Genomic DNA, 26,158 nt, shown 5'->3' with positions numbered 1-26,158 from the left:
TCAACGATTAAACTCAAGCTAGGTCCAGGATTCAGACGCTAACAAGGAAAACGCGCTGATTTTGTAAAAATCGGCACATTTTAAGCCCTGCGATGCTATAACTGCATGAATTTAATGCGAACTTAGCGTTCATGCATGCTGTCTGCTTGTTCGGTCTTGATGCGGCTAAGAACAGAGAATGTTTGCAAGCAATGATTTGTTCTGGCGCTCATGGAGATTAGGCGCGATCTGAACTTCAAAAAAAATACAAGTTTCAAAAAGGTTAGATCGATTAAACTCTGTCAGTCATTTTGTATGAAATCAAATTTCAAGCTTGTGCCTTTTTAGGCCTCTTGCCATCGTTTTAACTTAGAAAGATTTAGCATTCTAAAGTTAGGATAATCGTACGAATGACTCTGTGACAATGAATATTAAAAGTAGAGATAATATTAAGAAATAGGTAAACGAGCAGGTAGGCTCTCTGCTCAGTATGCTGCTCGTTTACCTCGATATCTAGCAATCTTCGCAAGACAGTCTCAACCCGAGTCCTTCAGCCAAAAGCCTGACGCACCCTAGCGGAACATAATGCTCACAGAACTGTCGTCGTGAATGCGCCAGATAGTCTCGCCTAAGATGTCGGCCACTGACAGTACTGTAAGCTGCGGGAATCGCTTTTCCTGAGGCACTGGAATGGTATTGGTAACGATGACCTCTTCAAACACGCCGCTGGAGAGACGCTCGGTTGCTGGCGGTGAAAAGACCGCATGGGTGGCGCAAGCGTAAACCTTGGTCGCACCATGTTTTCGCAGCAGCCGCGCGGCCTCGGAGATAGTGCCAGCAGTATCGATCATGTCATCCACAAGGACAGCCGTCTTGCCCGCAACGTCCCCAACCACATTCATGACTTCCGCTACATTGTGAGCCTGGCGGCGCTTATCGATAATGGCTAAGGGCGCCTCATTCAGCTTTTTTGCAAAGGCCCGTGCCCGCGCGACGCCGCCCACATCGGGCGAAACGACGACGAGATCCGGTAAGTTTTTTTGTTTGAGATACCGCAGCAGGCTGGGAGACCCGTAAACGTGATCCACCGGAATGTCAAAGTAACCCTGAATTTGAGCTGAGTGCAAATCCATCGCGAGAATGCGACTCGCTCCTGCCTGGGTGATCAGATTGGCAGCTAGCTTTGCCGTAATGGACTCTCGGCCTGCAGTTTTACGATCTGCCCTTGCATAACCGTAGTAAGGAATGACTGCTGTAATCTGTCGCGCAGAAGCCCGGCGACAGGCATCAATCATAATCAGCAATTCCATCAAATGATCGTTGACCGGCTGACAGGTCGGCTGGATCAAGTAAACGTCGCAGCCGCGAATTGACTCTTGAATTTGGACGTAAAGCTCTCCATCTGCAAAGCTCTTGCGAACCATAGGCCCCAGGGCCACTCCTAGGTATCGGGCTACCTCCTCAGAGAGTTCGAGGTTTGCGGAGCCAGAGAAAAGCTTGAGCCGATGATTCTCTGGAAAAACAGGTAAAGAAGACGGTACGGTCAGCGTTGCAGGATGGATCACGGCAGAGTCCCGAAGCACTTTCCACGCAATCTTAACATTCTAGACTGGGCGTTGAACGCGTTTTCTAAGATTTTTTGAAAGGGTTCAGGCGGAATTGCAAGTCCAGTCAGACGCTAAATTCAGGCTGAATTCCGCTGTATTGCTCGAATAATCGGGTTAAATCCGGTCTGAGAAAGGATTCCAAGTAATGCTAGAGATTTTAGGATGGCTTGCCGCCAGGACGTCGGCGCTGCAAAAACTCGGGAATGTCGAGCTTTTTCCCACCATCGGGGGAGGGGGGCATTGCTTTGGTCGACGACGACTTTGCAGGATTAGATGGTTGCTGTGCTGCAGTGCGACTGGGCGTGGGTATTGCGACGGAAGGCTCGCCAGAAAAACCAGTGGCAATGACCGTAATTTGAAGCTCGCCTTGACGCTTTTCGTCGATCACCGCGCCAAAGATGATATTGGCATTGGGGTCTACGACTTCGTAAATGGTATCGGCGGCGGTGCTCACCTCGTGAAGTGTCAGATCGCTGCCGCCGGTAATGTTGAAAACGACGCCCTTCGCGCCTCGGATGGAAGACTCCAGCAGTGGAGAATCAATGGCGGCGATCGCCGCTTCCTTCGCCCGCGTCTTGCCCGAAGCAATCCCTACCCCCATCAGTGCCGAACCTGCATCGGCCATCACGGCTCTCACGTCGGCAAAATCGACATTCACTAAACCGGGAATGTTAATGATATCTGAAATCCCCTGCACCCCTTGGCGGAGAATGTCGTCCGCCACGCGAAACGCTTCTTGTACGGGTGTGTGCTCGGGAATGACCGCTAAGATTTTGTCATTCGGAATAATGATGAGCGTATCGACTCGACCTTGAAGCGCGGCCATGCCTTCCTCGGCTTGATGACTGCGACGACGACCCTCAAAGGTAAAGGGACGAGTAATAACGCCAACGGTCAGCGCGCCCATCTCCTTGGCAATTTCTGCCACAATAGGAGCCGCACCCGTTCCCGTTCCGCCTCCCATGCCGCAGGTAATAAAGACTAGGTCCGCGCCAGCTAAAGCCGCTGCAATTTCGTCCCGGGACTCTTCCGCTGCCTTTTGGCCGATGGCTGGATTGCCCCCAGCACCCAGCCCGCGGGTCAGCTTTTGACCCACCTGGAGCTGTTTGGTGGCTTCTGACTGGGCCAAAGCTTGAGAGTCAGTATTAATAGACCAAAACTCGACGCCCACTAAATTGCTGGCGATCATTCGATTGACTGCATTGCCACCGCCACCGCCTACGCCCACGACCTTGATGTTGGCCGCCCCTTGAGATAAAACTTCCTCAAGCTTCTTTTCCCGCGCGGATATGCCACCTGCATAGCGCTCCGAGTTTGCCCGATGCTCGTGATTGATGCCACCGCCTTCAGCACGATTTGGGCTCGGAGAATTACCGGGTAGACCCGGAAAATTCTCCGCAGCGGAGCTGCGAGGGCCAAATAGGCTCTCAAGCTGATTTAAGGAATTCTGATCTTCTGGCGTCATTGGGTAGGGTACAAACTCTAAACCGGGGTGATTCGGTAACTCAACTATAGGGTAAGTTTATCTGAAAACCAATCAAATAAAGCACAAACAGTTTAGAAAACATATCCTGCTTGCTTTCATTAGACGCTGTATTGCCCGATACATACAATACTCAAAAATTATGGCATTACTTTGGGCTGGGGAGATGATGGCACTGCATTTACTTCTAGGACGGGGTTTTTGGGATCTTCTAGATTAATGTACTTAATTTTTTTGGAATCTAAGGTTTGAGGTAAAGCGCGCATCCGATCTAACGCGCTTAGCTGTTCGGAAATTTTGGCACTAGAAGGTCCAATCTGAACGACACCTAATTCGGTCCTGAGATTGAGGTTATTGGGGTTCTGCCAGTCGAGTTCTTGGATTTTGACGGGGCTGCTGCGCATGGGCTCAAACAGGTTTTGCCATTCCTTCTGACGCTTGGGATCTAAGAAGACCAAGTTGGTCTGTGCGGGAATATTTTTGAGTGAAACGGCTTTGGCCTGCTTGGCATCGAGCGGTTTGAGGTAGCTCGAGACTACGAGCTCTGGTGCTTTGTCGGTTTGTCCTAGCTTGGGGTAGCTCTCGAAGGGAAGCGGAATGCCTCGATCGTCTAGGAGCCACAGATCGGCAGGGCCTACGGTAATGGGCTGGGCGGCTGAATTTTTTTTGCCGACCAGCAGACAGCTCCGACAGGTGGCGATCGCCACGGGCGGGCGTTCGTGGACTTGCACTAAGATCCGAGGCGGGAATAGTTGTCGGCGAACCGTAACCCGATCGACATGGGTATTTTGCTCCAGCATGGTCTTGATATCCATGGGTTTTACCCTCAAGAGCGATGTTGGAAACGTTAAGGGGATGAAGGTTTCGAGTGTTTGAGTCGTTAAATGGCGATTGCCTAAAACTTTAATCTGGTTGGCTTTTTGGACTTGCCATCCCGGACTCTTAAACAGCCACCCCAATCCTAAGGTACAACCCAAGATAGTCGAGGTGCGCCAAGTGGCTTGCCAAAATTGAGAGCGGCGCTGTCGCTTGAGTTGTTTGCGGCGATCGATTGAAACGACTCGGTTATCAGAGTATGTGTCTGCCATGCCGTCGGACCTTCAAAAAAATCTCTGAACATCGTTTTCGAATTTCACCATAGCAGGAGTTTTGCAATCGCGATGCACTTTTATCGACAGGACTGAAATTGATTTAGGCTGTAATCTGCCGAACGGTCGTCAGGGCAGAGTAACTGACGCCTGCGGTGCCTTCGCCGGGATGAGTAGAATCTCCGACGAGCCACAGGTTTTTTATGGGCGTTCTGTTGGCAAATCCAAACGGACCAAAGGTGTTAGCCCGCTGACCGATGCCGCCTACAATACCGAGACTGCGACCTGTAAATCGCTCAAAAGTTCGGGGGGTGGCGGTTTCTCGATGCAGGATGGTCCGCTCGTCCAAGTGAAAGTATTGAGAGAGGCGGGCGATCGCCGTTTTGGCGTAAGTTTGCTTGAGCTGTTCGTAATCTTCCGCGCGGTTCCAAAGGTTGGGATCGGTAAAGGAAGAGGCAATGATGGTGGCTTTGCCGTCCGGTGCGCGTCCGTCATGGGGCTGGCTGACGGAAACAAAGAGGGAATTATTTTCGCCGATGGGGCCATCGTAGTCGTAGAGAAACTGAAGGTGGGGGGGACAGCCGGGCGGAATGGCCGCTGCATCGACGCCCAGGTAAATTACAAAGGCTCCAGAGGATTGAGGCAGTTTTTCGACGCGCTGCCGATAGCCTGCGGGCGCGCGATCTCCCAAAAGGTCTACGAGGTTTTGCACCGTGACGTTGGCAACGATGCGATCGGCGGCCTCAAAAAAGAGTTCTCCCGTTTTGAGATTTTCGAGCGTGACGCCTGTGGCTCGACCGCGTTCGACGTGAATGGTCTTAGCGCAATGGCGCATTCGCAAATCGCCGCCGTCTCGCTTGAGGGCCGTAACGAGGCGATCGCTCAGGACCTGCATGCTTCCCTGAAGGTGGAACAATCCCTGGGGACTTTGAGAGACGCCGAGGGCAGTAGCGGCATAGAGCAAGGCCGTTTCGTCGGCATCGACTTGAGAGTAAAGTTTCAACTGAAGGTCGAGAAAGGTTTTGAGACGGCGATCTCTCTCCAATCCATAAGCCCGCAGCGCAGTTCCCACTGTCGAAAAGATATGGGGGACTGTCACGAGGGTGCGGGGCCGGAGGGCCTTGGCCGTTTGCCATAGATCCCAGAGATTGCGGGGTGGAATTGCGGGATCGCGAGCCTGAAAGGCCCAGCTCGCCTCAAATAGCGTGTTGAGGAACTGCCAGAATGGCTCGCTCCCTGGAAACTGGGCCTGCCGTTCCTGCCTCCAGCGATCCGGGTCTCGCCAAACCCGGATCGGTTCGGCTTCCCCTGGCAGCATTACCGCACAGGCTGGGTCGCAGTAGGTTGCCTCCGGCGCTGCGATATCTAACGCCTCAAAAATGCGATGGTGAATGCCCCCCGGTTCTAGTCCGGCCACCTGGGTTGCGCCCACATCAAAGGTAAAACCTCTGCGCTTGAAGGTTGAGGCACAGCCCCCTGGAACCCAAGCGCGATCGGCAATGAGGACAGAATATCCCTGGCGCGCCAGCAGAGCCGCCGCAGTCAACCCGCCGATGCCCGCCCCAATGACGATAATCCGAGATGATGAACGAGACTTTTTTTCGGCAGAGGAGGACACAGAATTGTTTTACATAACTTAACATTCCTATTCTAAAGTAGTTTTAATTCCTTATGAGGAGTTGTCATAAGCTTGGCGAAGCTTAAGCCAGTCATTTACGGCATCTCTCGATCGAATGAATTACAGGATCTTGCGGGGACGCGAGAGCCTGTGCCCTATAGAGGGTATCGAACCAAGCTCTAAAGTGCTTTACGATGGCGGTAGACGCTCCATTTCAGGGGGTAATATTGCATGGTTTCTCCTCCGTTTGTTTCTGGCCAAACTTCTCTGCCAGACCATACGCAGCTCCCAGAATCCGATGGCACGTTTGTGAAAAACTTTCAAGAACATCCTCAGAGCATTCTTCTGACGGATTCTATTACTCCCGTTTTGCGAGGGCTTCATCCTAACGGAGACTATTGCATCGGCCAGGATTCTGGGATTTACTGGCGCATCATGGATCCGCCGGAGCGCGGCGCTGAGGCTCCAGATTGGTTTTATGTCCCCAATGTCCCAGCAGCGCTTGACAGCAAACCTCGCCGCTCTTACGTGCTCTGGCAAGAATTTATTGCGCCGCTAATCGTCTTAGAGTTTGTCTCTGGCAATGGTTCCGAAGAACGGGATAACACCCCGTGGACGGGCAAGTTTTGGATTTACGAACAGGTGATTCGACCTGCCTTTTACGGTATTTACGAGGTTGAAAAAGCCAGTGTAGAACTGTACAGACACGTTGAGAATCGGTTTGAGCGGGTGTCTGCCAACGAGCGGGGGCATTATGAGATTCCCCCAATGGGGGTTGAGTTAGGAATTTGGCAAGGACGCTATCAGAATTTGGAACTGCCCTGGCTGCGATGGTGGGATGCGCGGGGTGCTTTACTGCTCGCGGGTGCAGAACGAGCAGATCTCGAACAGCAAAGGGCAGATCGATTGGCTGAAAAGCTTAGAGAACTCGGTGTCGATCCGAATGAAGTCTAGAGGTCTCAAACATTTAATAAGGTTGGATTTGTTGGGTGGATTTATCGCGAGACGAATTGGTCGCGCTGCAAGACGACGAATGGAATGCTCTAACTGATTAGCTCTTGCCAAGTTGAGACGTCTCGCAAAGCCGCAGGAATTTCAACCCGATCGACGGGAAATTCTAGCTGGGTTTCGCTTAAGCCTAGATATCCCGACGCTTGAAAGGCAATCAATATGCGCTTGAGCGCTACCCAAACTTCCGCTTCGTATTCCCAATCGCCATGACGGGGTGAATATCCGGCGATCGCCTTCAGCGCCCAGAAGTAACTATTGCGCACCACCGATCCCCCTTTCTTGAACGGCGGGATGTCTTCTTGATGGAGAAAAAGGATTTGGTCTTCGAGTTTTACTCGCACGCGTTTACTCCGGTCGCCTTGGCTCGGTTCTTACCCTCGAATACAAATATAACGCCGTATTCCAAAGGTTGTGTCAAGCAGCACTTGACAGTCTTCTCTTGTCAGATGTAAAGTGTTACTTGACGAAGAGCAGAAAAATGCCATGAAAAACCGACTGAAAGAACTTCGGCAACAGCGCCAATGGTCGCAAGCCGATCTGGCCAGGGAGTTAAGAATCAGTCGTCAGGCGGTGAATGGGTTTGAATCTGGAAAATTTGACCCGAGCTTAGACATGGCGTTCAAGATTTCAGGTTTGTTCGGCGCGAGCATCCAAGACATTTTCATTCACGAGGTAAAGGATCCCATGCAAACACTCGTCGAGCGATTCACAACCTTCCTGGGGTTCGAGTTTGGGTTTGAGCGATTCACCGAATCGGCGATCGACGCCATCAAGTTTGCCCAATCTGAAGCATCAAAAGCGCGATCGTCGAAGCTCGAGCCGGAACATCTACTCGCTGGTTTGTTGGCCGATCCCGCTGCTCCTTCTGCGCGTTTGCTCGGGGCCAGTGGGATGAGGTTACACGAAACCCGCGAACATTCGTTTGAATCTAAGGAAAAACCAAAAATTAGCTCGCAGAGCAGGTTTGTAATGGAAATGGCCTTGCAAATCGTACGGCTTCGAGGGAAGAAGTCGATTGGGACGGAACATCTTTTGTGGGGCTTAGTTCGGTTGTCTGAAACGGGTCATTCCACGCTGAGCGATCTGTTTCAGCGATATGAGATCGATCTTTCCACTCTGAATCAAAAACTGGCAGAGGCAGTTTGAGTTGGCATACATCTATGCAGCGGATTTCGGCTGCGCGCGCCCCTCAAATCCTGGATTGAAGACAGTCGAGCGAGGTCGAAACCCAATCGTTTACTTCGACGGATGTACTTCTGCAATAGAACCTAAAAAGGCTCGAACTGAATCCCGTTCTAGGTCCTCTGGCAGATCGATATCGCTCAATTGCGCGAGATAGTGAGGGGTTAAACCCAGCCGTGCTGCTTTCTCCACGGTCGCTTGAAGCACGTTGGCCGTACTCCAAGCGATGTCAGTAAAGAGTTCTGGAACAGGGCGCGCCAACCCGATCAGGTAATAGCCCCCGTCGATCGCAGGACCCAGTACGAGCGCCTCCTGCTGAAGCGCGCTAAAACTCTGCTCCAGCACAGCAGTGCTGAGATCTGGGCAATCGGTGCCGATGATGGTGGTAGCTTGGTGGCCTTTGGCAAAAGCAGACTCAAAGGCAAGGGCCATGCGATCGCCCAAATCTCCCTCAGGCTGGAGCTGGTACGCCACATCCTCCCCCAACCATGCCTGCATTTGCGCGATACTGCCATTGGCAAACCACACTTCAACCGAAAGCCCTCCAATCGATTTCAGCGCTCTAGCCTGCGCCAGAGTATGCTCTACCATCCGTCGATGGAGCGTCGCAGCGCCCTCTGCCCCCAAGGCTGGAATGAGGCGAGTTTTGACCTGGCCGGGTTCCGGGTATCGGGTGAAGATCATCAAACAATTTTTCGCGACGGTGCCAGTTGCGGTCATCGGTTTGTAGAGAGGGATAGCAGATATTCTCTCACTGCGATCGCCTTTCAAACTGCGCCATAAACTGACGGTCGATCCAGTCTTTCCAAGCCCAAAGCAATTGCGAGGGGCCAACGCAAAGCCCTCCCCATACGGCTACCGCTCGACCGTCCCCCGTGCCAATCAGAGACAGATATCGCTTTTGAGGGTAGAAGGGGTTTGGGGTTTGTCCCAATGCCACCCGCCGCAGGTTTTCAGCTAGGGGTTTCCCCTGGCGCACGGCAAATACCCCTGCCTTCGGCCTGGGCCGATCGACGATCGCCGCAATATCGCCCGTTGCAAAAACATGGGGATGAGATACCGACTGGAGCGTATTCCCGACCAGAATGAATCCCTCGGCATCGGTGGCAAGCCCGGCTTCTCTCGGCCAGTCAGGGGCAGCCGCCTGGGTGAGCCAAAAAATGCGATCGCACTGCACCCGCAGCCCAGATTCGCAACGCACGATCCGTCGATCGTCTCGCGCGAGTTCGATGGCCGTCACGGTTTCTCCTAAATGGAGCTGAATGCCGCGAGCTGCGAGCAAATCCTGAAATAGCAACCCGACCGATGCGGGAAATTTATCCATGAGGAGATCGCCGCGATGGAACAAATGCACTTCTAGGGTTAGTGCGGGTCTCTCTGCAGCCAAACGGGCCTGCATCGCCAAGGCCAATTCCACCCCGCCAGCGCCACCGCCTACAATCCCCAAACAGAGGGGGCGATCGCGATGGACCAGGCGATCGTCCTGCCTTAAAGACTGTAACAGTTGGTTCCAACGCTCCAAAAACTGAGGGACGGGCTTGGCTGGAATCGTATAGTCTTTGGCCCCAGGAATCTCGTTTTGGGCTGGGGTACTGCCCGTATCGATGGAAAGCCAATCGAAGGTCAAGGGCGGATGATGGAGACACAGGACTCGATTGCGATTTAAGTCTAAGCCGATCGCCCGGTCTAGAATCAGCGCCGCGCGGGCAGACTGGGCCAGCGTTTTCAGGTTAATGTGGGATTCTTCAAAGGAGTAACGTCCTGCGATGTGGCCCGGCAGCATTCCAGAGTAAGGGGCATCGGCAACATCCGCGATCGCCGTGAGGCGAATGCCTGGGACTGGGTTTAGGCTCCATTGACGGAGGGCGATCGCGTGGCTGTGGCCCCCGCCAATCAATACCAGATGTTTCATCTTCTGGCCCTAGAAAACTCGTTCTAAAAGCAAGACAAATTCAACTGCTGTCTCTCTTCCCTTGATTCCAAGCAAATCGGACGTTTAGAAACCGCCTAAGGACTCGAGACGCTCCCGTCTGGCAGCGTCGTGTTTGAGAAAGTAATCCGCACCATCGTCGCACTGCTGACCTCAGCCCCAAATAAATTCGCATCGCTAAGATTCACGCGAGATAGGTCGGCACGCGCTAAATAAGCCCGGATGAGCGCGCTGCCCGCTAAGTTGGCAAGCTGAAGGCAGGCATGGCTGAGATCGGCACGGCTTAACTTAGCTTTGCTGAGATTTGCTTCCTTAAAATTAGCGTAACTTAACTTCGCATCTGTTAAATTGGCGTTGCTTAAATTGCTCTGACTCAGATCGGCGCGATCGAGAGTAATGCGCTCTAGTTTTGCATCCTGTAAATTAGCGCGGCAGAAGTTTGCGTGAGATGCTTCGACATCGGAAAGGACGGACTCTTGCAAATTAGCGCCTTCTAGATTAGCGCCCTTCAGCGAAACGCCCCGCAGGTTGGCATGGGCCAAATTCACCTTTTTGAGGCTGGCCCGTTCTAGATTCGCTCCCTTCAAATTTGCGCCCCGCAAATCGGCATTGTCTAGAATTGCACCCTGGAGCATCGTGCCGTTGACGAGAGATTCTTCTCTAAAATTTGCCCCGCGCAGGCAGGCTCCTTGCAAATTCGCGTTGCATAGATTGGCCGCGCGCAGATCTGCTTCGATCAAATTGGCGTCCGTCAGATCGGCTAACCCCAAGTCTGCCCCGAATAAAATGGCATGCTGAAGCGAAGCGCCGTGCAAGCTAGAATCGCGTAGGTTCGCTTGGCTTAAATTGGCTTGATTGAGCGTTGCCCCATCGAACTGCGCGCCGATTAAATGACAATCGCGAAAAATTCCCCGATTCAGATAGGTCAATGAGAAATTGGTGCCACACAGGTTGGCGTGGGAAAAATCGACCCCGATCAAATCCGCACCCGTCAGCTCAAAATTCCGTAAAGATTGAAACTGGAAATTTCTAACCCCTTCTTGGTACATCTGCACTAAGGCGCTGGCGTCAGAGACCGATGGCTGCATTTGAGGCGGGCTAGAAGATTTCATGATACTGGGGGGCTTTTGCTAGGGAGTGCGATGGCGGACTGCTTGCAAGACGACCTCGGCAACGCGATCGCCTTGGTCGAGCTGCTTGAGGTTGTCTGCCTGAGCGAAGAGCTTGGCCTCCAACATCTCAAAGGATGGAAAGGTTTGCGTGAGTTCTGCAAGCCAACCGTCTAGAGATTGAGTTTTCAATTCTTGCCAGTCCAGCGACTTAAAGGAAAACGGATGCCGCAATACAGAAAACAGCAGAATTTTGACCTTGAGGGGGGGCACTTGCTGCATTACCCGCCGTCGGAGTTCAAATCGATCGAGTTGGGCAATGGTAGTGATGGGGAGAGCGTCTTCGGTAAAATCTGTGGCTCCAATACCTTGCACCCGTTCTGGTTCGCAAGCCAAGGATGTAGGAGACTGGGCGGATGGGTATAGCGCCGCGCAGGTTTGTAAAATGACGGTCGCGATTTGTCCGTACTTGTCTGGTTTCGTGAGTACAGAGGCTGCTTTATACAATCGCCGCTCTAAATCGTCATAGGAGGGCGTTCGCCGGATCAGCTCTGGCAAAATTTGACCGATAGCAGCACGATTTAAACGAGCGCTATCGTTCTCCCAGCGACCGGCATAAACCCAGTACAGCAGCTTGTGAATACGCCCCGTTTCTGGGTGTTCTACTAAAGTTCGAACTGCCTCGGTCAGGGACATGGGCGCAATTACCACAGTAAAGGGAGTTGGCACGATCGGGATAGTGGAGAGAAACGGGCTTAAACGCGACTGTTAAAGAGTTCGGTAGCGGGGGTGTCATCCTCAAAATCATCCATAACTAGTAAATTGTGCTCGCTATTTAAGAGCGCGCTCACCTGAAACTCTTCGATGTTGACAAACGTTTCGCTGGGATTGATCGGTTTGGCTTTAATACTTTGGTAAGTCGGGTCTTGAATTTTGAGATAGTCAAAATATTTGCCGCTGCTGGGAATGCTTAAAACTTGATACTCGATTTGGATCGTCCCGCCAATGAGAATGATATCGCCCGGTATTAAGTCAGTGTGCGTGCATTCAATGCCATTTACGCTGATTCCATTCAGGCTGGGCTGACCGGAGGCATTTCCGTCTAGAATGCGGTAGCGGTAGCCCGCTCGGTTGGGCAGCGGCATGCGCAAGAGCAGGGCGTGCTGCCGCGAAATAGCTCGATTGGGAATCACGATTGAGTTGTGTTTATCTCGACCGATCGAATAGGTGGCAGATTTTAAGAGAAACTGACGCGGTTCGGGCTGGTCGTGAATAATAAGAATGTGGCTGTCGATGTTTTCTAGGTTCATGGCATCTTAGGAGTCACGCTTGGGCAGGGCGAGGGAGAACAGACAGGCTCGAACAATGTCGAATCATCGGGCTGCATACTGTGAATATGCAGCGCGATGATTCGACAGATTTTTCTGGCTCGGCAGAGCGGAACAGCTCGCAATGGCGCACCGCTAAAGTCTTTATCCAAGTTTTAGTTTGCCCAAAATATTCGGGAATCAAGCGTAAAATTAAGTTCGATCGCGGTGATTTTGGGCCTGTTGCAGGTAAAAAGTATAGCGCTCTGGGATGCTGGGGGTAGGGCGATCGGAGGACGGGGTGAGGTTATTGCCGATCCAACGCTCGATTAGGGTATGACCTAAGGCCCAAACTTCCTGGGAAACCGATGCTGAGGATGTCAGCATCAGCGGCCAAAGGATCGGAATTTCTGTGGAGAGGGCAACGGCAGGGGGCGAGAGAAGGGCGTACAGCTCGTAGGCCATTTGCAGTTTGCCCAGGACTACGGGGGACTGCTCGAGGGGCAGCTTTTCGGCCAGAACGATCGCTAGGGCCGGAGAGCCAGTCAAGATCGTAGAGAGAAATTTGAGGATCGGGCTTTTGATCAGCGCGGTCAGTCCTTGAGTGGTGCCGATTTGGAAGGCGTAGCGATCGATCAGCGCGGCGGCGGTTTGGGTGCGGGTATCGAGATCGCGCAGAAACCGACTGAGGCGAAGCTGTTTGGCGGGCTCGACTGCGTTCAGAATGGCTTGGGATAGCTCGGATACGCCCCAGGCGACTCGACCTTGGGCGATATCTTCGGTCGCGAGGGGCAATGCGATCGCACTAAAGGGCTGAAGGAGTTCGGCTCGGTATCGGACGGCCTCGCGAATGTTTTTCTCCTTGGGGCGATCGCCCGTTTGCCAGTTGTAGGGCGGCTCCCACTCCCGCAGGGGTCTGAGGCGATCGACTTGGGTGACGGCAGTGAGAATCGGTAATGCTGGATTGTGCTGGCGAATCTGGCTGAGTAAATCCAGGTCCATTTGGAGGGTCGGATCGTTGGCGGGCGTTGCGAGCAGGACCAGGTCTGCGGCGGCAGCTTTGTCCAGCACGTCCTGGGCGTACTGCGCCTGCGCGATTTGTTCGTACCCTGGCGTATCCCACAGGATCAGGGTTTCGCCGATGGGCGTTTCGTAGGTGTAAGACTGGATGCGATCGGTGCTGGGAAGCACGTCCACCTGTGCGAGTTCCTGCTGAAAGAGGGTGTTGATCGCATTGCTTTTGCCCGCGCCCGTGCGTCCGACCAGCAGTAGATTCACAGGCTGGGTCTGAACGGATTGCTGCGTCGTGGCGGCAGCTCGAGCAAAGAGGTCGCGCAGGGTTTGGGTTTGGGGTTCGGGTGGGGCTTCGCTGAGAGTAAGGGGTTGGAGGGTTTCGCCGCTGTAAAGGGCGATCGCCCGTTCTCCCAGGGCTTTGAGGGTGGTTTCTCGCAGCAGTTGGCCCAGGTTCATGACGAGCTGCTGGTTGGCTTGAGCGCTGTACCCTTGGGTGGCGGTGCGCGCGAGTGCCACGAGGGGGTTAAAGACCCACTGCGCCCAATTCCATGCCTTGAGTGCCAATCGCGCGGCGGGTTCTAGCTTTTGATAAGTTTCGTAGGCTTCAAAGGCTTGGCCGATGGTGACTTGTCCCAAAATGGGCGAGAGTTTCTGCATCCACTGGTCTACGTCGTCTACAGTGCCGCGGATGAGGCTGTAGGCTTGGGGGACGTAGATATTGAGTAAGGGGCGTTTGGATTGGGGATGGTAGAGAAGGGCGATCGCTTCTACCAATTGCTGGCAATGCTGAAAAAATAAACCCCAGTTTTCCCAAGGCGGACCATCGGCTTGGGCAGCCTGAAGGGTCTGCTGTATTTTGGCTTCGGCTTGCTGGCGTGCGGCGGCTTTGCTGTCGGGGGGCAGGGTGGATAGATCGGGGGTTTCGTTCAGTTCGGCGAGAGCGGCTTCGGCGGCGGCGAGGGCGGGGGGGCGCAACCAGCGCACGAGCAGGAAACGCCATCCCAGGAAGAGAAGGGCAATAACGGCCCAAATCCAGTTCAGGTGCCACTGGTGGATTTGTTGGCCGGCGGCAACGAGCAGAAACCCAACGACGATCGCAAAAGGAAGGGCTAGAACGATCCACTGCAAAGGGGTGAGCCGAATCATGGTAGGTAGGGCTGGGTGGGGGCGGTGTATGCGAAAAGGGCGCAAGGTATGCGCGCCCCTACAGGGATACTCCTAATTTTTGCAGGACGGGGAGGGTGGATACGATGTGGCGCTCGAGCCCGAGCTGTTTTGGTTCTATGCCGAGGGCCAAGCCGATGAGCTGGGGGAGGTGCAGGACGGGTAGCCCCAGTTTTTGGCCGATGGTTTGCTCGACTTCGGGCTGGCGCGAATCTAGGTTGAGATGGCACAACGGGCAAGGGGTGACGAGACAGTCGGCTCCTGCGGCGATCGCCTCTTGAATCCGGCCCCCTGCCATCTTGAAGGATTGTTCTGGCGCGTAGCTGGAAATGGGCCAGCCGCAGCATTGGGTTCTACCCGAGTAGTAAATGGGTGTCGCGCCAATGGTTTCAAAGACGCGCTCCATGGAAGAGGGATGTACGGGATCGTCAAAGGGCAGGGTTTTCTGCGCTCTCAGCAAATAACAGCCATAAAATGCAGCGCACTTCAACCCGCTGAGACGCTGCTGGACGCGCTCCGCAAGGCGGTCTAGGCCGTAATCTCCTACGAGCGCCCAGAGCAGGTGCTTGACTTCCGTACTGCCTTGATAGGGGCGGCAACCTTGTTCCTTTAAGAGACCGTTGACTTCGTCAAAGTAGTCGGGCTGGTTTTGCTTGGCTTCCTTGAGGCGATCGTCCACGTGGCCGATCACGCCCTGACAGGTGCTGCAATGGGTTAACAGCGGCAGTTTTAGCTCTTCCGCTAGGGCAATATTGCGGGCATTGACGGTATCTTCTAAGAGCTGCGAGGTTTCTTTAAATGTCCCAGAACCGCAGCACGTCGCCTTTTTGAGCGCCACGAGCTCGATGCCCAGCGCCTGGGTCAAGGCTTGGGTAGACAGATCTAGCTCGCGGCAAGCCCCTTGAGCCACACAGCCAGGAAAGTAGGCATATTTCAACGGCGTTACAGGCATGAGGCAGATTCCCAAACTTGAAAGGCTAAGACAAAGAGGGTTAGAGTCGGACAGCAAGCCGCGCTCCAAGCGGCCTTGCCACTCAAATCCTAGTCTAGTGTTTTGCTCGGCCTCCCGTTTTGCATAAATATTCAACACTTTTTAGCGCTGAGGTCGTCCGGTCAGGTAGGGATAGCTCTCCCCAAAAAGTGGGCAAGACCGCCTTTCTTTTCTGAAACACTTGCTTCAATATAAGAGTTGAACCGCAACGGTATTGTTACAGGGATGTTGCCATGCAAACCACCTTCGATAAGGACAAGCGAAAGTTACTTTCAGCCCTCTGCCACGGCGCGATTTTCTTCAGTCCTCTCGTGTTGACAGCAGGTATCCCATTAGGGATTCTTCTCCTTTCGGAAGACCCTGTCATCAAAACCAACGCGCGCGAATCTCTCAATTTTCACTTCAACATTTGGCTCTGTGGGGCGATCGCCGGGTTTATCGGATTCTTTTGGTGGACCATCGTCGTTCTGCCGCTCCTGTGGGTGCTCGGTGCGGTTTTGTTCTTAGCCTGGATCGCTCCAATCTTTGCCATCGTCAAATGCCTGTCAACCCCCGACGAACCCTTTCGATATCCCTTTATTTTTAGGATTCTATAGGAAGGCGCTGAGGAAGGCGCTGGCTATGAATGTTTTGAATCTGGCAGAACGATCGCGACGTCCTGCCAGATTTAGCTTGTAATGCGGAAAGATGTGCTAAATCTGGAGTCAGGCATCCTACCCTAACGGTAGGTTTGGCCCTTTGTTCTTTACCCTACGCTTCTACAAGCATGAGCATGACGATTTCTGATATTGCGGTCAAGACGATCGACGGGCAAGAACGACTGCTCGGCGCCTATGCCGGAAAGGTTCTGCTCGTCGTCAACGTAGCCTCTTACTGCGGCCATACGTCTCAATATGCGGGCCTGCAAAAGCTATACGAAAAATATAAAGCTCAAGGATTGGAAGTGCTGGGATTTCCTTGCAACGATTACGGCATGCAGGAACCCGATGCCAATGAAAAAATTCAACAGTTTTGTACGACGCGCTTTGGCGTAACGTTTCCATTGTTTGATAAGGTGCACGCTCGCGGTGCGGAGCAACACCCGCTCTACGCAAAATTGATTCAAGCCGAACCGAAAGGGGACGTGTCTTGGAACTTTGAAAAGTTTTTGATCGGCAGGAATGGCGAAATTGTAGGACGGTTTAAGAGTGCCGTAGGCCCTGAGGCTGCCGAGCTCGTTGCGGCGATCGAGCAAGAGCTGTTTAAATAGCAGTTGTTAAATAGCGGTTTTCGAGAAGGGATTGAATCCAAGCAGTAGGAGCGATGCTTTTTCTTCGACGATAGGTCAGCCTATCGTTACGGTTGAGTTGCGCAAGCCTAAAGTTCTAATCTCAATTTACGTCCGATTCCGGGATGAAGGTGTCCGGGAGATCTGCAATGTGGATGAGGACTTGACCGATTCGAGGTCCCTGCGCCGACAGAATTTTAATCTCAAGATTTTCGTAGTGAAACAGCTCCCCTGTCTCTGGGATTCTTTGGAGGTGGAACATAATAAACCCCCCCAGCGTTTGATAATCTTCTAGAATGGGCAGCTGGATGCCTAACTGTTCGTTGATTGCCTCTAGATCCGTTTGGGCTTGAATGACGAACGTGTGGTTGTCTTGCTCCGTAATGGATTCCTCCTCAGGGGAAAGGGCTTCGTCCTCAATTCCGATGATGGCTCGGATTAAATCCTGAAGCGTCACCAAGCCTGCCGTTCCGTTGAACTCACTTTCCCGGACCATAATGACGCCCAACTTATACTTCTGCATCATTTGCAGTACGTTTTGGATGGGCGTTCCCTCCGGGACAAACCAGGCAGTTTGAATCCAAGGCTGAATCGAGGCGTTGAAGTCCAAGGAATGAAACGGCAATTCGCGCACGACGTCCTTGTAGTAGAGCGTTCCGCGAATTTGGTCGAGGGATTCGTCAATCACCGGATAGTAGTCATGCCCGGTTTTGGAGACTTCTTCTAAAAATTCCTGCAGGGTCGATTGGGCCTCAATGGGGTTGATACTGGTGCGGGGTACCATCACTTCTTCCACCAAGACTTCGCCAGACTCAAACACGTTTCTGAGGAGTTCCCGTTCCTCCTCCTGAAGGTCGCTTTGCTCGGAAGACGACTCGAGGATGAGTTGAAGCTCTTTGGCGGTCACGGTGTTGAAGGTATTGTCTTGGACGACTGGCACCCGAAATAACCTCAACAAAAGGCGATTGGACTGGTTTAAGACCCAAACCAGCGGCGTAAATAAACGCGAAATGCTGAGGCTGATGGGGCCTAAAACCCTAGCCAGCTTTTCCGAGTAGGCCAAGGCGAGGGTTTTTGGAAATAACTCTCCCAATACGATCTGGAGATAGGCGATCGCCATAAACGCCACTGGAATGGCAAAGGCATGGGCCACCCAGTTCCGCATGTCGGGCGCAATTCGAGTCGCATTCATCCAGCCAAACAGCATTTGGGCGATCGCCTTTTCCCCAATCCACCCCAGGGCCAAGCTAGAGAGCGTGATGCCGATTTGAGTTGTAGACAAGAGCCGTTCGAGATCGCGCTGAAGATTCTGGACCGTCCTGGCCTGAAGGTCCCCCTCCTGCACCAACTGTTGAATGCGTGTTTGCCGCACAGAAACCACCGAAAATTCGGCTGCCACAAAAAATGCATTGATTGCGATCAGCAGCAAAATAGTTAAAAGTCTTGAAAACACCTCGGATTGAGGTAGCATCGCCCAGAATACCTACTTGCTGATGTAACGATGGGCAAAAAAGAGGTTGTTTTGCCCATCGATCGCCTTACTTTTTCTCGATAAAGATTTTAGGAATCTTCAGTTCGACCTTTTGGTCGGGGTAATCTGCAAGCCCTAAAGAAAACCATTTAATCGAATTTTGCGGCACCCCAGACACCTTGATAACACCGCTATATGTCTCGCTCTTGGGTGGAAACTTAGTAGGCAAACCCTTTACCTCAGAACTTAATACCTGAGACTGGTCGTCTGAAAGGTCTAAAAAATCGTATAGAAACTGAACTTCCTTTGTGCCTTCATTCCGCATCCCCACGTCTAACGTTATCTCATCGCCTGCAACCGTTAAAGCGCGAACCTCCAGCCGCATCCCTTCAGACTGCACGGAGATTGGCAGAGACGTCTGTTGGTTTTTGTCAGGCGAGGGTGAAGGGGACGCCTTAGCCTCTTTCTTGGCTTGCTCCGGCTTCTTTGGCTCGCTCGCCTTCGAGATACCCTTGGTTTCTCGCTCTACCTTAGCCAGAATGTCGCTTTCCTTGAGTAAATAGCTGCCTTCGCGAGGGTACTGCCCTTGAGCAGAGGCTGTGAAAGGGTTCATATTGGGTTGAGTCACACCCTTCAGCGATTCGTGGCCGAATAGATACCCGGCTAAAGCACTGAGGACCCCGAGCATGACGACCCCGAACAAGAGGTATAGCGTCAATCGAACGGACGGATCTTGACGAAGTTGCCCGACTGAAGAAGACGCCTTTTGAAGGAGCTGGTTTACCTTCACAACTCAAAACCACTTTTAAATGATACGGTCGATGCCTTAGAAGACCCTGTTGCCCGAGCAGCAGTGTCTCGCTAAATTTGGACTATACCAGATATGATGGTTTTGTGCGACGATACATTGCTGCTCCTTGAGGTGCGAGGCGCTCGTGCTTGAGGGAAATGCAGCATCGCCCTAAACGACTGCCCCCCAGGGTTGGCCGAGCGGTTGAGGCAGCGAACTCATAATTCGCGCAAGGCAGGTTCAACTCCTGCACCCTGGATTTTGATTTGACGTGCAATGCAAGCGCCAATTCTTCTCCGTTCTGCGGGTGGGATGGCGCGCGCTCTATTTCTGGAGTTCGAGCAAAGACGTGTCGAAGGTATTGGAAATATCTTGGGTGCGTACGATCGGGGAGCTTTCGGTCTGTTGCTTCATGAGGTCTAGGTATATGCCTTCAAATCGTCGCGCTCGTTTTTGAATGCGAGCCTCATTTGCTTCGATAAAAAATGAATCTTTGGCATCGTTGAGCAGGGTGGTTTCTGTCCAGAAGGTATCTGCTTTAGCCGCGCGATCGACGGCTTCAAAGGCAGAGGGCTGACTCAGCGTTGGGCTGACGACCGCTTCTTGGGCGATCGCGGGTACGCAAGAGAACGCGCCGACGGTCACCAAACCCCAAAACAACGAGCGACTTGCCTGCTGATAAAACATACCTGACTCCCTATACGCTAATCTGATAGATCCTAGCTTACCCATTCTGCAAAACAGATAAAACATTTTCAGGTGAGCTATAGACGCATGACAAGGTACGTTTTTGAATGGTTCAACTTAACAGCGCTTCTCTAGCAACCGCCTCTCTCGACGAACTCCGGCAGACTTTGTTGGATTTGCTCTGTACCAAGGCATACAAGGAGGGAGATTTTACGCTCTCTTCCGGGCAAAAGAGTGCCTATTACATCAACGGCAAACTGGTGACGCTAGATCCCATTGGCGCGATCGCCCTAGGCCGTCTGCTGCTCCAAGAGCTGTCGCCCCAGACTCAGGCCGTTGCGGGGTTGACCCTCGGTGCCGATCCGATGGTGAGTGCTATCAGTGTCGTGTCGGCCTATGCAGGATCCCCGATACCGGGTCTGATTATTCGCAAAGAAGCAAAGGGGCATGGAACGCAAGCCTACATTGAAGGCCCATTACCTCCAACGGGTAGCACCGTTGCCGTCATCGAAGACGTGGTGACGACGGGACAGTCGGCGCTCAAAGCCGTGCATCGTCTCCGAGATGTCGGTTACGAGGTGAGCCAGGTATTGGCGCTGGTGGATCGAGAGCAGGGTGGTGCAAAGCTCTATCAGGAAGCAGGTCTGGACTTCAAGGCTTTATTTGCCATTCCAGATCTGCAACAGCGATGGCAAAGTCTGCAATCCTAAAGATAGGGGTTCAGGCATTGCGCCCTTACGAGCTGGCTGCGAATGCGACATAATATCAAGCATGACCTCCCTAGACCATCATTATCGAGTCCTAGAGCTTCAGCCTGGCGCGTCACTGACTGACATCAACCAGGCTTATAAAGATTTGGTGTTTATCTGGCACCCAGATCGCATTCCTCAAGAAAACGAACGGCTCCACCAAAAAGCTCTTCAGAAGCTGCAAGAAATCAATGCGGCTCGCGATGCCCTGCGATCGCATCATAAAAACGGCGCGGCCCCCCAGCCTGCTGCCGCTCAGGCTCGCGCCCATCCGCATTCGCGAGCGGCCAGTTCTGCCGCTCATTCGCGGCCAGCAGCCAGTTCTGCTGCCCCCAAACCGCCCCCTAGGGCGCAATCTACCACCTACTATCGTCCGCCCCCTCAAGCCCCCCCTCGTGCGGCAGCGCATCAGAGACCTGCTTCGCCGGACATGAGTAATGCCAACTTGCGCGGTGCCGACCTTCGCGAAAAGGATCTGGCCGGTCGCAACTTAAGCCATGCGGACTTGACAGAAGCCAACCTTCAGGACTCGTTTTTGCACAATATCGACCTGTCCTACGCGATTCTATGCCGCGCCAATTTATTTCGGGCAAATTTGCTGGGTGCTAACCTCAGCCACGCAGACCTGCGTCAGGTCAATTTGGTCGGGGCCGACCTCAGCGGGGCCAATTTGAGTTACGCCAACCTGACGGGTGCCAAAATGGGGACGGGCGATCGCGTGATGGTTAAGTTGACGGGCGCAATTCTCACGGGCACGATCTTGCCTAATGGGGCAGTTCACGACTAGCGCGATGTTGGGCGCGGAAAACCGAGCTAGACGTTAGTTTTTGAGGGGGGTTGACTGTTTGCGTAACATCATCCATTTAAACAAGATCCGAATCGGGCGCACCAGGTAATGCAGCAGGTAGAGCGCTTTCGGTAAGTTCAAAAACTGCCGATCTTCCGCGTTGGGCGTGACGATAAAGCGTAAGGTCAGCCAGTATTGAGGCATGCGGTCGCGGAGGCGATCGCGCAGCTTGAGATGCAGCGGATTGTGAAATAGCCAGAATCCGGTTTCTTGGTGTTCGATCAGGGTATCGATGTCTGTAAAAATACGTCGCTTAAAGATCTCAAGGAGATCTTGGATGGCAGCACGATGGAGCACTGGGTCCTGAAGGGGTTGCGGTAAAGGCATATCCAGCAGTTCGTGGGCGAGCGCTAAGCCGACGAGAAACATCCGCTCGATGCCAAGCGTTTTAGCTGTTTGCCACAGGTCTAACCAAGGTAGATCTGGATAAACCCGCACCACTTCGGCAACATCGCAAACCCAAATCAAGTTCCGCCATAGTTCTTTGCTGCCGTGGGCGCAGAGATACAGCAGCAAGTCTTGGGGATTGAAGCTCTCCAGTTCGGTGCGGTCTACGATAAAGGGCTGGCGCGCGAGCCAAATTCGATCGAGGTCAAACGCGACGGGGAAATAGTTGGGCATGAGCTGCCAGTGAAGGTCTACGGTCACGGAACTCTGCTTGTGGATAAACATTTCCTCCCCAGAATGCCGCATTTCCGCTTTGGCAAGGCTGACGTTTGCGAGGGTTTCTGGAGGCGAAAGGCTGCGATTCCAAGATGGCTGAGCTGCGCTGCCGGAATCCTCTTTTTGCATTGCCGCAAGAATGAGCTCTTTGGTTTGAAAGCCTTGCTCTATCAGGATCTGACGCACGGCGGGGACATCTCCTTCCCGAACCAGCATGTCAATATCGCTAAATCGGCGCAGATGAATGCTGCTGTAGGCAATCTCCGCTAAAACTGGCCCCTTGAAAAACATGATGGGGATGCTGCGGCTTCTGAATAACTCGACCAATTCTTGGAGCGTAGACGTCAGGCGCTGATTGTGTATCGAGTTTGTGAGGTATCGCTTCATGAGCTGGCCCAAGACTGCCTTCGGGACGCGATCGGGCACGATGCCGGACAAATTTCGATAAACTAACGGCAAAACGCCATGCCAGTTTGCTGTTTGTATGATCGACGCCCAGTCTAGCGCCGATTCGCAATCGTCAAGAACGCGATTGATGAGAGCTTCATCTGGCTGACATCTCGCACAGGCCAGGATCAACCGATGTTCGGCAGAGCACTTGGGGAAATAGAATTGTTGACGCTCAGGGGCTAATGCGATCGCCATGCACAATTAGGTCAAGGGTGAACACTTGCGGCTGAAGGGAAGCTCAAACAAACCGTATCGTCCAATACTCCAATCGGCTGCCTAAAGCTTAGCCGAGGCATTTAACAGAGTGCAAGAGGAAATCGGACAGGACTTCTAAAACTTATCCCGCGCTGAGAGTCCCGATAATATTTTTGAAGAATATTATCCTTAAAAAGGATTTTACGGACTTACTGGGCCTGCGATTGGATTTAGAATTTTATATTCTCAAAATATAAGATATTAATTTGTCAAAAATTGAGTTTTTGGATAGGAAGTAACCAGGATTTCAGCTATTTTTCCGCGTTTGGCTGGCTGCGAATTGATGGCCCTTGTCGCTGCAATCGGATGAATGGGGAAGGCTTGATATAGATCTCTGATAAAGGGGCAATCGGAGTTGGACAGAGCTACTTTTACGCCCCGTTCGGCCAACTCGGCAAAAGTATCGCGCAAACGGATTTGCTCTGTTTCCCCAAAGGCGACGCGGCTGTAAGCGGTAAAGTTGCTCGTGTCGCTGAGAGGGTGATAGGGGGGATCGAAATACACAAAATCTCGTGCGGAGGGCGACTGGTTTAGGATTCGATCGAAAGGTTCCTCGGTTAAGGTTGCCGTTTGCAAGGCAATAGATGCGGCTCTGAGTAATTCTGGATCGCAAATTTTTGGATTTTTGTATCGCCCCATCGGGACGTTAAATCGACCCTGGCGATTGACGCGGTAAAGGCCGTTAAAACAAGTTTTATTTAAATAAATCAATCGAGCTGCTTTTTCGGCAGGTAAGTCGGGTTCGCGATCGCGGATTTGGTAGTAGTAGGTTTGGCTGTGGCGAGCGGCATGATCCGCCAGCTCGTCGATGACGGCTTCGACGCAATCCCGCACGCAGGTGTAAACGTTGACGAGCTCGGGATTGATATCCGAAAGCATCGCCCGCTCTGGCTTGAGGTGAAAGAACAGCGCCCCGCCGCCTAAAAACGGTTCGTAGTAGGTTCGAACGTCGATCGGTAGATAGGGCTGATATTGAGCGATGAGGCGGCTTTTGCCCCCAGCCCACTTTAAGAACGGTCTTGGCGGAGTAGTCAAGGTGGATGGGTCGGGTAGGGCAGTGGAGGAAACGGCTTGGGTTACAATCAAACCAAGCGACAGCAAAGATTTTTTTACTTTACGACTATGCAAGAGTTTTTTGAAAATGTCTCTCGCTATCCCCGCTATTTGATTGCCTTAGTGGTCGGGGTCTTTTGGAATGCGATTGAGCCGCTGATTCCCTTTCTGCGCCGCCCCACGACAGCGATCGCCCTGATCGGCGCCCTCATTAGCGGCTTCATTTTTCTGACCTTGACCCTGCAAGCCATGCTGGGTCTGTCCGTCGATGCGGTCTAAACGTGAAGGAATGCCTCAGTTGCCTTGCGAGCGAGATAGACTAGTCTAGGGCAATCGACAATTTTGATGCATCGCCATCGTAAGGGCGAAGAAGTAGAACATTATGGCAACAGGACGACGCGTTTCTCGCGTTTCGGAATTGATTAAGCGCGAGATTAGCCTGATGCTGCTTCACGGCATTAAGGACGAGCGCGTGGGTAGCGGCATGGTGAGCGTTACGGATGTGGACGTTTCAGGCGACCTCCAACATGCCAAAGTTTTTGTCAGCATTTACGGCACCGATGAAGCCAGAGCTGCCACGATGGAAGGACTGCACTCGGCAGCGGGCTATATCCGAGGACAGCTCGGCCATCGGGTGAACCTTCGCCGCACGCCGGAAATTAGTTTTGCAGAAGATCGGTCTTTAGAGCGCGGAATGCGGGTGATTACGCTCATCGAACAGCTTTCCCAAGACCGTCCCGTTTCTGAGTCTGAAACTGAGGTCGGCGCTCCATCGTCCGATTCAAAAGAACTTGAAGTCTAGCTAGAGAGAGGCGATCGGTTTGACCCATTTGCTGCCCGACTTTCAGGACTTAACCCTGGCGGAACGAGTGGCTCAAATGCTCGTAGTGCGCGCATCTGGCTATTTGTTCGACCATCAAATTCTATATCCGACGTGGGAGCCAAAAGCCGATACGCTGCGCCACTATCTTCAGGATTTAGCCGTGGGCGGCGTCATTGTCTTGGGTGGAAGCGCGGCAGAAATTGCCTTGCGATCGCAGCAACTTCAAGACTGGGCCAAAGTACCCCTCTTTCTGGCCGCCGATATCGAAGAAGGCGTCGGCCAGCGTTTTTCTGGAGCTACTTGGTTTCCACCGCCCATGGCCCTTGCGGCGATCGCCAAGACCCATCCCGAAACCGCCCTGCATCTCGCGGTTGAAATGGGGGCCGCGACTGCCCAGGAAGCCCTCGCCATCGGACTCAACTGGGTCTTAGCACCCATTACAGATGTCAACAACAACCCCCAAAATCCCGTCATCAACGTGCGGGCCTTTGGCGAAACCCTGGCAGTTGTCAGCCAGCTCGCCACCGCCTTTATTCAGGGCGCGCGCCAACATCCGGTCCTCACGACCGCGAAGCATTTCCCCGGCCACGGGGATACCACCACAGACTCCCACTTGGACCTGCCCGTCATTCCTCACGCCTTAGAACGGCTTCAGCGCCTAGAATATTTGCCTTTTCGGGCGGCGATCGCCGCTGGGGTCGATAGCGTCATGAGCGCCCACCTGTCGATCCCGGCGCTGGATGAAACGTATCCAGCGACTTTATCCCCTCGCATTTTGACGGGAGAGCTGCGAGAAGCCCTGGGCTTTGATGGGATTATCGTCACCGATGCGCTGGTGATGGGGGCGATCGCCGACCGTTACGGGGCCGACGAAGCCGCAGTCCTGGCGGTCGAAGCCGGAGCCGACGTCTTGATGATGCCCCTCGATCCGCCGGGAGCCATCCAGGCCATTTGTGCTGCCGTGGAGAGCGGGCGCATTACCGCAGATCGCATCCAAGCTTCGCTGGAACGGGTCTGGCGAGCCAAGCAAAAGATTTTTACCCTCAAAGTCGATGAGGGATCTCACCGTCATGCCTGGGAGCAGCGCCCGCCCGCCCCGATCCAACTGGACGCGTTGGCTCAATTTCAGTTCCAGCAGGCAGCAGTCCAGATTCTAGAGAAATCTTCTCAGTTTCGAGGCACGCTCTCCCAAGGGGAGGGCTTTGCCCGCAATGCGATCGTAGTGGACGATCTCATCGGATGCGATTTTCTCAACCGCAAGGCTCCTGCGATCGCCCTGCCGCAGATGCACGGTTATCCTACGCTGTATCTCGTCGATCGCCACAGCCCCAGCCAGCCCTGCGACCTGGTGGAGACTCATCCAGAACCCACCCTTCTCCAGCTTTTTATTCGGGGAAATCCGTTTCGGGGGAGCGCTGGGTTGAGTCAACTGGCAAAAGACTGGTTCGACGCACTGCTGCAAAAAGGTCTGTTGCGCGGCTTAGTCATTTATGGCAGTCCTTATACCCTCGACGCGTTCTTGCCCCTGCTGCCGCCGGAAATCCCCTACGGATTTTCTTACGGTCAAATGCCGATGGCCCAGGCGATCGTCCTCAACTCCCTCATAAAACCTGCTTGAAG

General features: G+C 53.2%; 25 protein-coding genes, 1 tRNA gene and 1 pseudogene. 10 read left to right on the top strand and 17 right to left on the bottom strand.

Features of this window, described 5'->3' with window-relative positions:
• Positions 1 to 551 precede the first annotated feature (551 nt).
• From R6H26_RS23475 to crtD, 4 genes and pseudogenes are all read right to left on the bottom strand, one after another.
• On the bottom strand, positions 552 to 1,544 hold the full coding sequence (locus tag R6H26_RS23475; protein WP_404786008.1) for a ribose-phosphate pyrophosphokinase: 993 nt from the start codon (positions 1,542 to 1,544) through the stop codon (positions 552 to 554).
• A gap of 364 nt (positions 1,545 to 1,908) precedes the next feature.
• Positions 1,909 to 2,877, bottom strand: a pseudogene (ftsZ, locus tag R6H26_RS23470) (cell division protein FtsZ); the annotation flags it as partial.
• 332 nt (positions 2,878 to 3,209) lie between these two features.
• Entirely contained in the window at positions 3,210 to 4,157 is a 948-nt protein-coding gene (locus R6H26_RS23465; RefSeq protein WP_404786006.1) for a cell division protein FtsQ/DivIB, read from the bottom strand.
• A 103-nt stretch (positions 4,158 to 4,260) separates the two neighbouring features.
• The gene (gene crtD / locus R6H26_RS23460) at positions 4,261 to 5,775 is read right to left on the bottom strand and encodes a C-3',4' desaturase CrtD (protein ID WP_404786005.1); all 1,515 of its coding nucleotides are present in this window, start codon (positions 5,773 to 5,775) and stop codon (positions 4,261 to 4,263) included.
• Positions 5,776 to 6,006: 231 nt separating this feature from the next.
• Between crtD and R6H26_RS23455 the strand changes: the two genes are divergently transcribed.
• The gene (locus R6H26_RS23455; protein WP_404786003.1) at positions 6,007 to 6,729 is read left to right on the top strand and encodes a Uma2 family endonuclease; all 723 of its coding nucleotides are present in this window, start codon (positions 6,007 to 6,009) and stop codon (positions 6,727 to 6,729) included.
• Between the two features lie 89 nt (positions 6,730 to 6,818).
• Here the strand turns inward: R6H26_RS23455 and R6H26_RS23450 are convergent, their stop codons facing one another.
• On the bottom strand, positions 6,819 to 7,127 hold the full coding sequence (locus R6H26_RS23450) for a hypothetical protein (RefSeq protein ID WP_404786001.1): 309 nt from the start codon (positions 7,125 to 7,127) through the stop codon (positions 6,819 to 6,821).
• 142 nt (positions 7,128 to 7,269) lie between these two features.
• Here R6H26_RS23450 and R6H26_RS23445 point away from each other — a divergent pair, with 142 nt between their 5' ends.
• Positions 7,270 to 7,932, top strand: a complete 663-nt coding sequence (locus tag R6H26_RS23445) for a helix-turn-helix domain-containing protein (RefSeq protein WP_404785999.1) — start codon at positions 7,270 to 7,272, stop codon at positions 7,930 to 7,932.
• 90 nt (positions 7,933 to 8,022) lie between these two features.
• Here the strand turns inward: R6H26_RS23445 and R6H26_RS23440 are convergent, their stop codons facing one another.
• From R6H26_RS23440 to R6H26_RS23410, 7 genes are all read right to left on the bottom strand, one after another.
• The gene (locus tag R6H26_RS23440) at positions 8,023 to 8,688 is read right to left on the bottom strand and encodes a TIGR04282 family arsenosugar biosynthesis glycosyltransferase (protein ID WP_404785997.1); all 666 of its coding nucleotides are present in this window, start codon (positions 8,686 to 8,688) and stop codon (positions 8,023 to 8,025) included.
• Between the two features lie 31 nt (positions 8,689 to 8,719).
• Positions 8,720 to 9,880, bottom strand: a complete 1,161-nt coding sequence (locus R6H26_RS23435) for an FAD-dependent oxidoreductase (protein ID WP_404785995.1) — start codon at positions 9,878 to 9,880, stop codon at positions 8,720 to 8,722.
• Positions 9,881 to 9,975: 95 nt separating this feature from the next.
• Positions 9,976 to 11,010, bottom strand: a complete 1,035-nt coding sequence (locus tag R6H26_RS23430) for a pentapeptide repeat-containing protein (RefSeq protein WP_404785993.1) — start codon at positions 11,008 to 11,010, stop codon at positions 9,976 to 9,978.
• A gap of 18 nt (positions 11,011 to 11,028) precedes the next feature.
• Positions 11,029 to 11,703: a hypothetical protein gene (locus tag R6H26_RS23425; protein WP_404785991.1), complete on the bottom strand. Its 675-nt coding sequence runs from the start codon at positions 11,701 to 11,703 to the stop codon at positions 11,029 to 11,031.
• 59 nt (positions 11,704 to 11,762) lie between these two features.
• Positions 11,763 to 12,317 (bottom strand): FHA domain-containing protein, encoded by a 555-nt coding sequence (locus R6H26_RS23420; RefSeq protein WP_404785990.1) that lies wholly within the window; start codon positions 12,315 to 12,317, stop codon positions 11,763 to 11,765.
• A gap of 210 nt (positions 12,318 to 12,527) precedes the next feature.
• On the bottom strand, positions 12,528 to 14,474 hold the full coding sequence (locus R6H26_RS23415; RefSeq protein ID WP_404785988.1) for a GTPase family protein: 1,947 nt from the start codon (positions 14,472 to 14,474) through the stop codon (positions 12,528 to 12,530).
• 58 nt (positions 14,475 to 14,532) lie between these two features.
• Positions 14,533 to 15,444 carry a CoB--CoM heterodisulfide reductase iron-sulfur subunit B family protein gene (locus tag R6H26_RS23410; RefSeq protein WP_404785986.1) on the bottom strand — a complete coding sequence of 304 codons (912 nt, stop codon included), beginning with the start codon at positions 15,442 to 15,444 and terminating at the stop codon, positions 14,533 to 14,535.
• Positions 15,445 to 15,716: 272 nt separating this feature from the next.
• Here R6H26_RS23410 and R6H26_RS23405 point away from each other — a divergent pair, with 272 nt between their 5' ends.
• Together R6H26_RS23405 and R6H26_RS23400 are read left to right on the top strand one after the other, a co-directional pair.
• Positions 15,717 to 16,079 (top strand): DUF4870 domain-containing protein, encoded by a 363-nt coding sequence (locus R6H26_RS23405; RefSeq protein WP_404785985.1) that lies wholly within the window; start codon positions 15,717 to 15,719, stop codon positions 16,077 to 16,079.
• Positions 16,080 to 16,249: 170 nt separating this feature from the next.
• Positions 16,250 to 16,732: a glutathione peroxidase gene (locus R6H26_RS23400; protein ID WP_404785983.1), complete on the top strand. Its 483-nt coding sequence runs from the start codon at positions 16,250 to 16,252 to the stop codon at positions 16,730 to 16,732.
• A gap of 121 nt (positions 16,733 to 16,853) precedes the next feature.
• On the opposite strand, the gene R6H26_RS23395 is transcribed toward R6H26_RS23400, so the two are convergent.
• A complete protein-coding gene (locus tag R6H26_RS23395; RefSeq protein ID WP_404785982.1) occupies positions 16,854 to 18,221 on the bottom strand; it encodes a hemolysin family protein in 1,368 nt (455 codons plus the stop codon).
• A gap of 67 nt (positions 18,222 to 18,288) precedes the next feature.
• Positions 18,289 to 19,011 (bottom strand): hypothetical protein, encoded by a 723-nt coding sequence (locus R6H26_RS23390; protein ID WP_404785980.1) that lies wholly within the window; start codon positions 19,009 to 19,011, stop codon positions 18,289 to 18,291.
• 186 nt (positions 19,012 to 19,197) lie between these two features.
• On the opposite strand from R6H26_RS23390, the gene R6H26_RS23385 reads away from it, so the two are divergent.
• A tRNA-Ile gene (locus tag R6H26_RS23385) sits at positions 19,198 to 19,270 on the top strand.
• Positions 19,271 to 19,335: 65 nt separating this feature from the next.
• Here R6H26_RS23385 and R6H26_RS23380 read toward each other — a convergent pair.
• Positions 19,336 to 19,698, bottom strand: a complete 363-nt coding sequence (locus R6H26_RS23380; protein WP_404785978.1) for a hypothetical protein — start codon at positions 19,696 to 19,698, stop codon at positions 19,336 to 19,338.
• Positions 19,699 to 19,805: 107 nt separating this feature from the next.
• On the opposite strand from R6H26_RS23380, the gene pyrE reads away from it, so the two are divergent.
• A complete protein-coding gene (pyrE, locus tag R6H26_RS23375; protein WP_404785976.1) occupies positions 19,806 to 20,408 on the top strand; it encodes an orotate phosphoribosyltransferase in 603 nt (200 codons plus the stop codon).
• A gap of 61 nt (positions 20,409 to 20,469) precedes the next feature.
• The gene (locus R6H26_RS23370; RefSeq protein ID WP_404785975.1) at positions 20,470 to 21,234 is read left to right on the top strand and encodes a pentapeptide repeat-containing protein; all 765 of its coding nucleotides are present in this window, start codon (positions 20,470 to 20,472) and stop codon (positions 21,232 to 21,234) included.
• Between the two features lie 33 nt (positions 21,235 to 21,267).
• On the opposite strand, the gene R6H26_RS23365 is transcribed toward R6H26_RS23370, so the two are convergent.
• The gene (locus tag R6H26_RS23365; protein ID WP_404785973.1) at positions 21,268 to 22,602 is read right to left on the bottom strand and encodes a nucleotidyltransferase family protein; all 1,335 of its coding nucleotides are present in this window, start codon (positions 22,600 to 22,602) and stop codon (positions 21,268 to 21,270) included.
• Between the two features lie 261 nt (positions 22,603 to 22,863).
• Positions 22,864 to 23,763 (bottom strand): DNA adenine methylase, encoded by a 900-nt coding sequence (locus tag R6H26_RS23360; RefSeq protein WP_404785971.1) that lies wholly within the window; start codon positions 23,761 to 23,763, stop codon positions 22,864 to 22,866.
• A gap of 21 nt (positions 23,764 to 23,784) precedes the next feature.
• Here R6H26_RS23360 and R6H26_RS23355 point away from each other — a divergent pair, with 21 nt between their 5' ends.
• The 3 genes from R6H26_RS23355 (at position 23,785) to R6H26_RS23345 (ending at position 26,156) form a co-directional block, all read left to right on the top strand.
• On the top strand, positions 23,785 to 23,994 hold the full coding sequence (locus tag R6H26_RS23355) for a DUF751 family protein (RefSeq protein ID WP_404785969.1): 210 nt from the start codon (positions 23,785 to 23,787) through the stop codon (positions 23,992 to 23,994).
• Positions 23,995 to 24,097: 103 nt separating this feature from the next.
• Complete coding sequence (gene rbfA, locus R6H26_RS23350; RefSeq protein ID WP_404785967.1) at positions 24,098 to 24,517, top strand: 30S ribosome-binding factor RbfA; 420 nt, start codon at positions 24,098 to 24,100, stop codon at positions 24,515 to 24,517.
• A 19-nt stretch (positions 24,518 to 24,536) separates the two neighbouring features.
• Positions 24,537 to 26,156 carry a glycoside hydrolase family 3 N-terminal domain-containing protein gene (locus R6H26_RS23345; RefSeq protein ID WP_404785965.1) on the top strand — a complete coding sequence of 540 codons (1,620 nt, stop codon included), beginning with the start codon at positions 24,537 to 24,539 and terminating at the stop codon, positions 26,154 to 26,156.
• Positions 26,157 to 26,158: the final 2 nt, after the last annotated feature.

It is taken from the genome of Altericista sp. CCNU0014 (assembly GCF_044923475.1).
Lineage (GTDB): Bacteria > Cyanobacteriota > Cyanobacteriia > Thermosynechococcales > Thermosynechococcaceae > JAAURS01.
Note: the sequence above shows the minus strand (reverse complement) of the source record. Positions and strands in the feature narration are given on the sequence as shown.

Excerpts from the sequence above, each read along its gene's own strand:
- R6H26_RS23415 (WP_404785988.1), bottom strand. The coding sequence starts at position 14,474 with ATGATTCGGCTCACCCCTTTGCAGTGGATCGTTCTAGCCCTTCCTTTT.
- R6H26_RS23370 (WP_404785975.1), top strand. The coding sequence starts at position 20,470 with ATGACCTCCCTAGACCATCATTATCGAGTCCTAGAGCTTCAGCCTGGC.
- rbfA (WP_404785967.1), top strand. The coding sequence starts at position 24,098 with ATGGCAACAGGACGACGCGTTTCTCGCGTTTCGGAATTGATTAAGCGC.
- R6H26_RS23465 (WP_404786006.1), bottom strand. The coding sequence starts at position 4,157 with ATGGCAGACACATACTCTGATAACCGAGTCGTTTCAATCGATCGCCGC.
- R6H26_RS23410 (WP_404785986.1), bottom strand. The coding sequence starts at position 15,444 with ATGCCTGTAACGCCGTTGAAATATGCCTACTTTCCTGGCTGTGTGGCT.
- R6H26_RS23455 (WP_404786003.1), top strand. The coding sequence starts at position 6,007 with ATGGTTTCTCCTCCGTTTGTTTCTGGCCAAACTTCTCTGCCAGACCAT.
- R6H26_RS23405 (WP_404785985.1), top strand. The coding sequence starts at position 15,717 with ATGCAAACCACCTTCGATAAGGACAAGCGAAAGTTACTTTCAGCCCTC.
- R6H26_RS23425 (WP_404785991.1), bottom strand. The coding sequence starts at position 11,703 with ATGTCCCTGACCGAGGCAGTTCGAACTTTAGTAGAACACCCAGAAACG.
- R6H26_RS23445 (WP_404785999.1), top strand. The coding sequence starts at position 7,270 with ATGAAAAACCGACTGAAAGAACTTCGGCAACAGCGCCAATGGTCGCAA.
- R6H26_RS23400 (WP_404785983.1), top strand. The coding sequence starts at position 16,250 with ATGAGCATGACGATTTCTGATATTGCGGTCAAGACGATCGACGGGCAA.
- R6H26_RS23430 (WP_404785993.1), bottom strand. The coding sequence starts at position 11,010 with ATGAAATCTTCTAGCCCGCCTCAAATGCAGCCATCGGTCTCTGACGCC.
- pyrE (WP_404785976.1), top strand. The coding sequence starts at position 19,806 with ATGGTTCAACTTAACAGCGCTTCTCTAGCAACCGCCTCTCTCGACGAA.
- R6H26_RS23435 (WP_404785995.1), bottom strand. The coding sequence starts at position 9,880 with ATGAAACATCTGGTATTGATTGGCGGGGGCCACAGCCACGCGATCGCC.
- R6H26_RS23365 (WP_404785973.1), bottom strand. The coding sequence starts at position 22,602 with ATGGCGATCGCATTAGCCCCTGAGCGTCAACAATTCTATTTCCCCAAG.
- R6H26_RS23420 (WP_404785990.1), bottom strand. The coding sequence starts at position 12,317 with ATGAACCTAGAAAACATCGACAGCCACATTCTTATTATTCACGACCAG.
- R6H26_RS23380 (WP_404785978.1), bottom strand. The coding sequence starts at position 19,698 with ATGTTTTATCAGCAGGCAAGTCGCTCGTTGTTTTGGGGTTTGGTGACC.
- R6H26_RS23395 (WP_404785982.1), bottom strand. The coding sequence starts at position 18,221 with ATGCTACCTCAATCCGAGGTGTTTTCAAGACTTTTAACTATTTTGCTG.
- R6H26_RS23440 (WP_404785997.1), bottom strand. The coding sequence starts at position 8,688 with ATGACCGCAACTGGCACCGTCGCGAAAAATTGTTTGATGATCTTCACC.
- R6H26_RS23355 (WP_404785969.1), top strand. The coding sequence starts at position 23,785 with ATGCAAGAGTTTTTTGAAAATGTCTCTCGCTATCCCCGCTATTTGATT.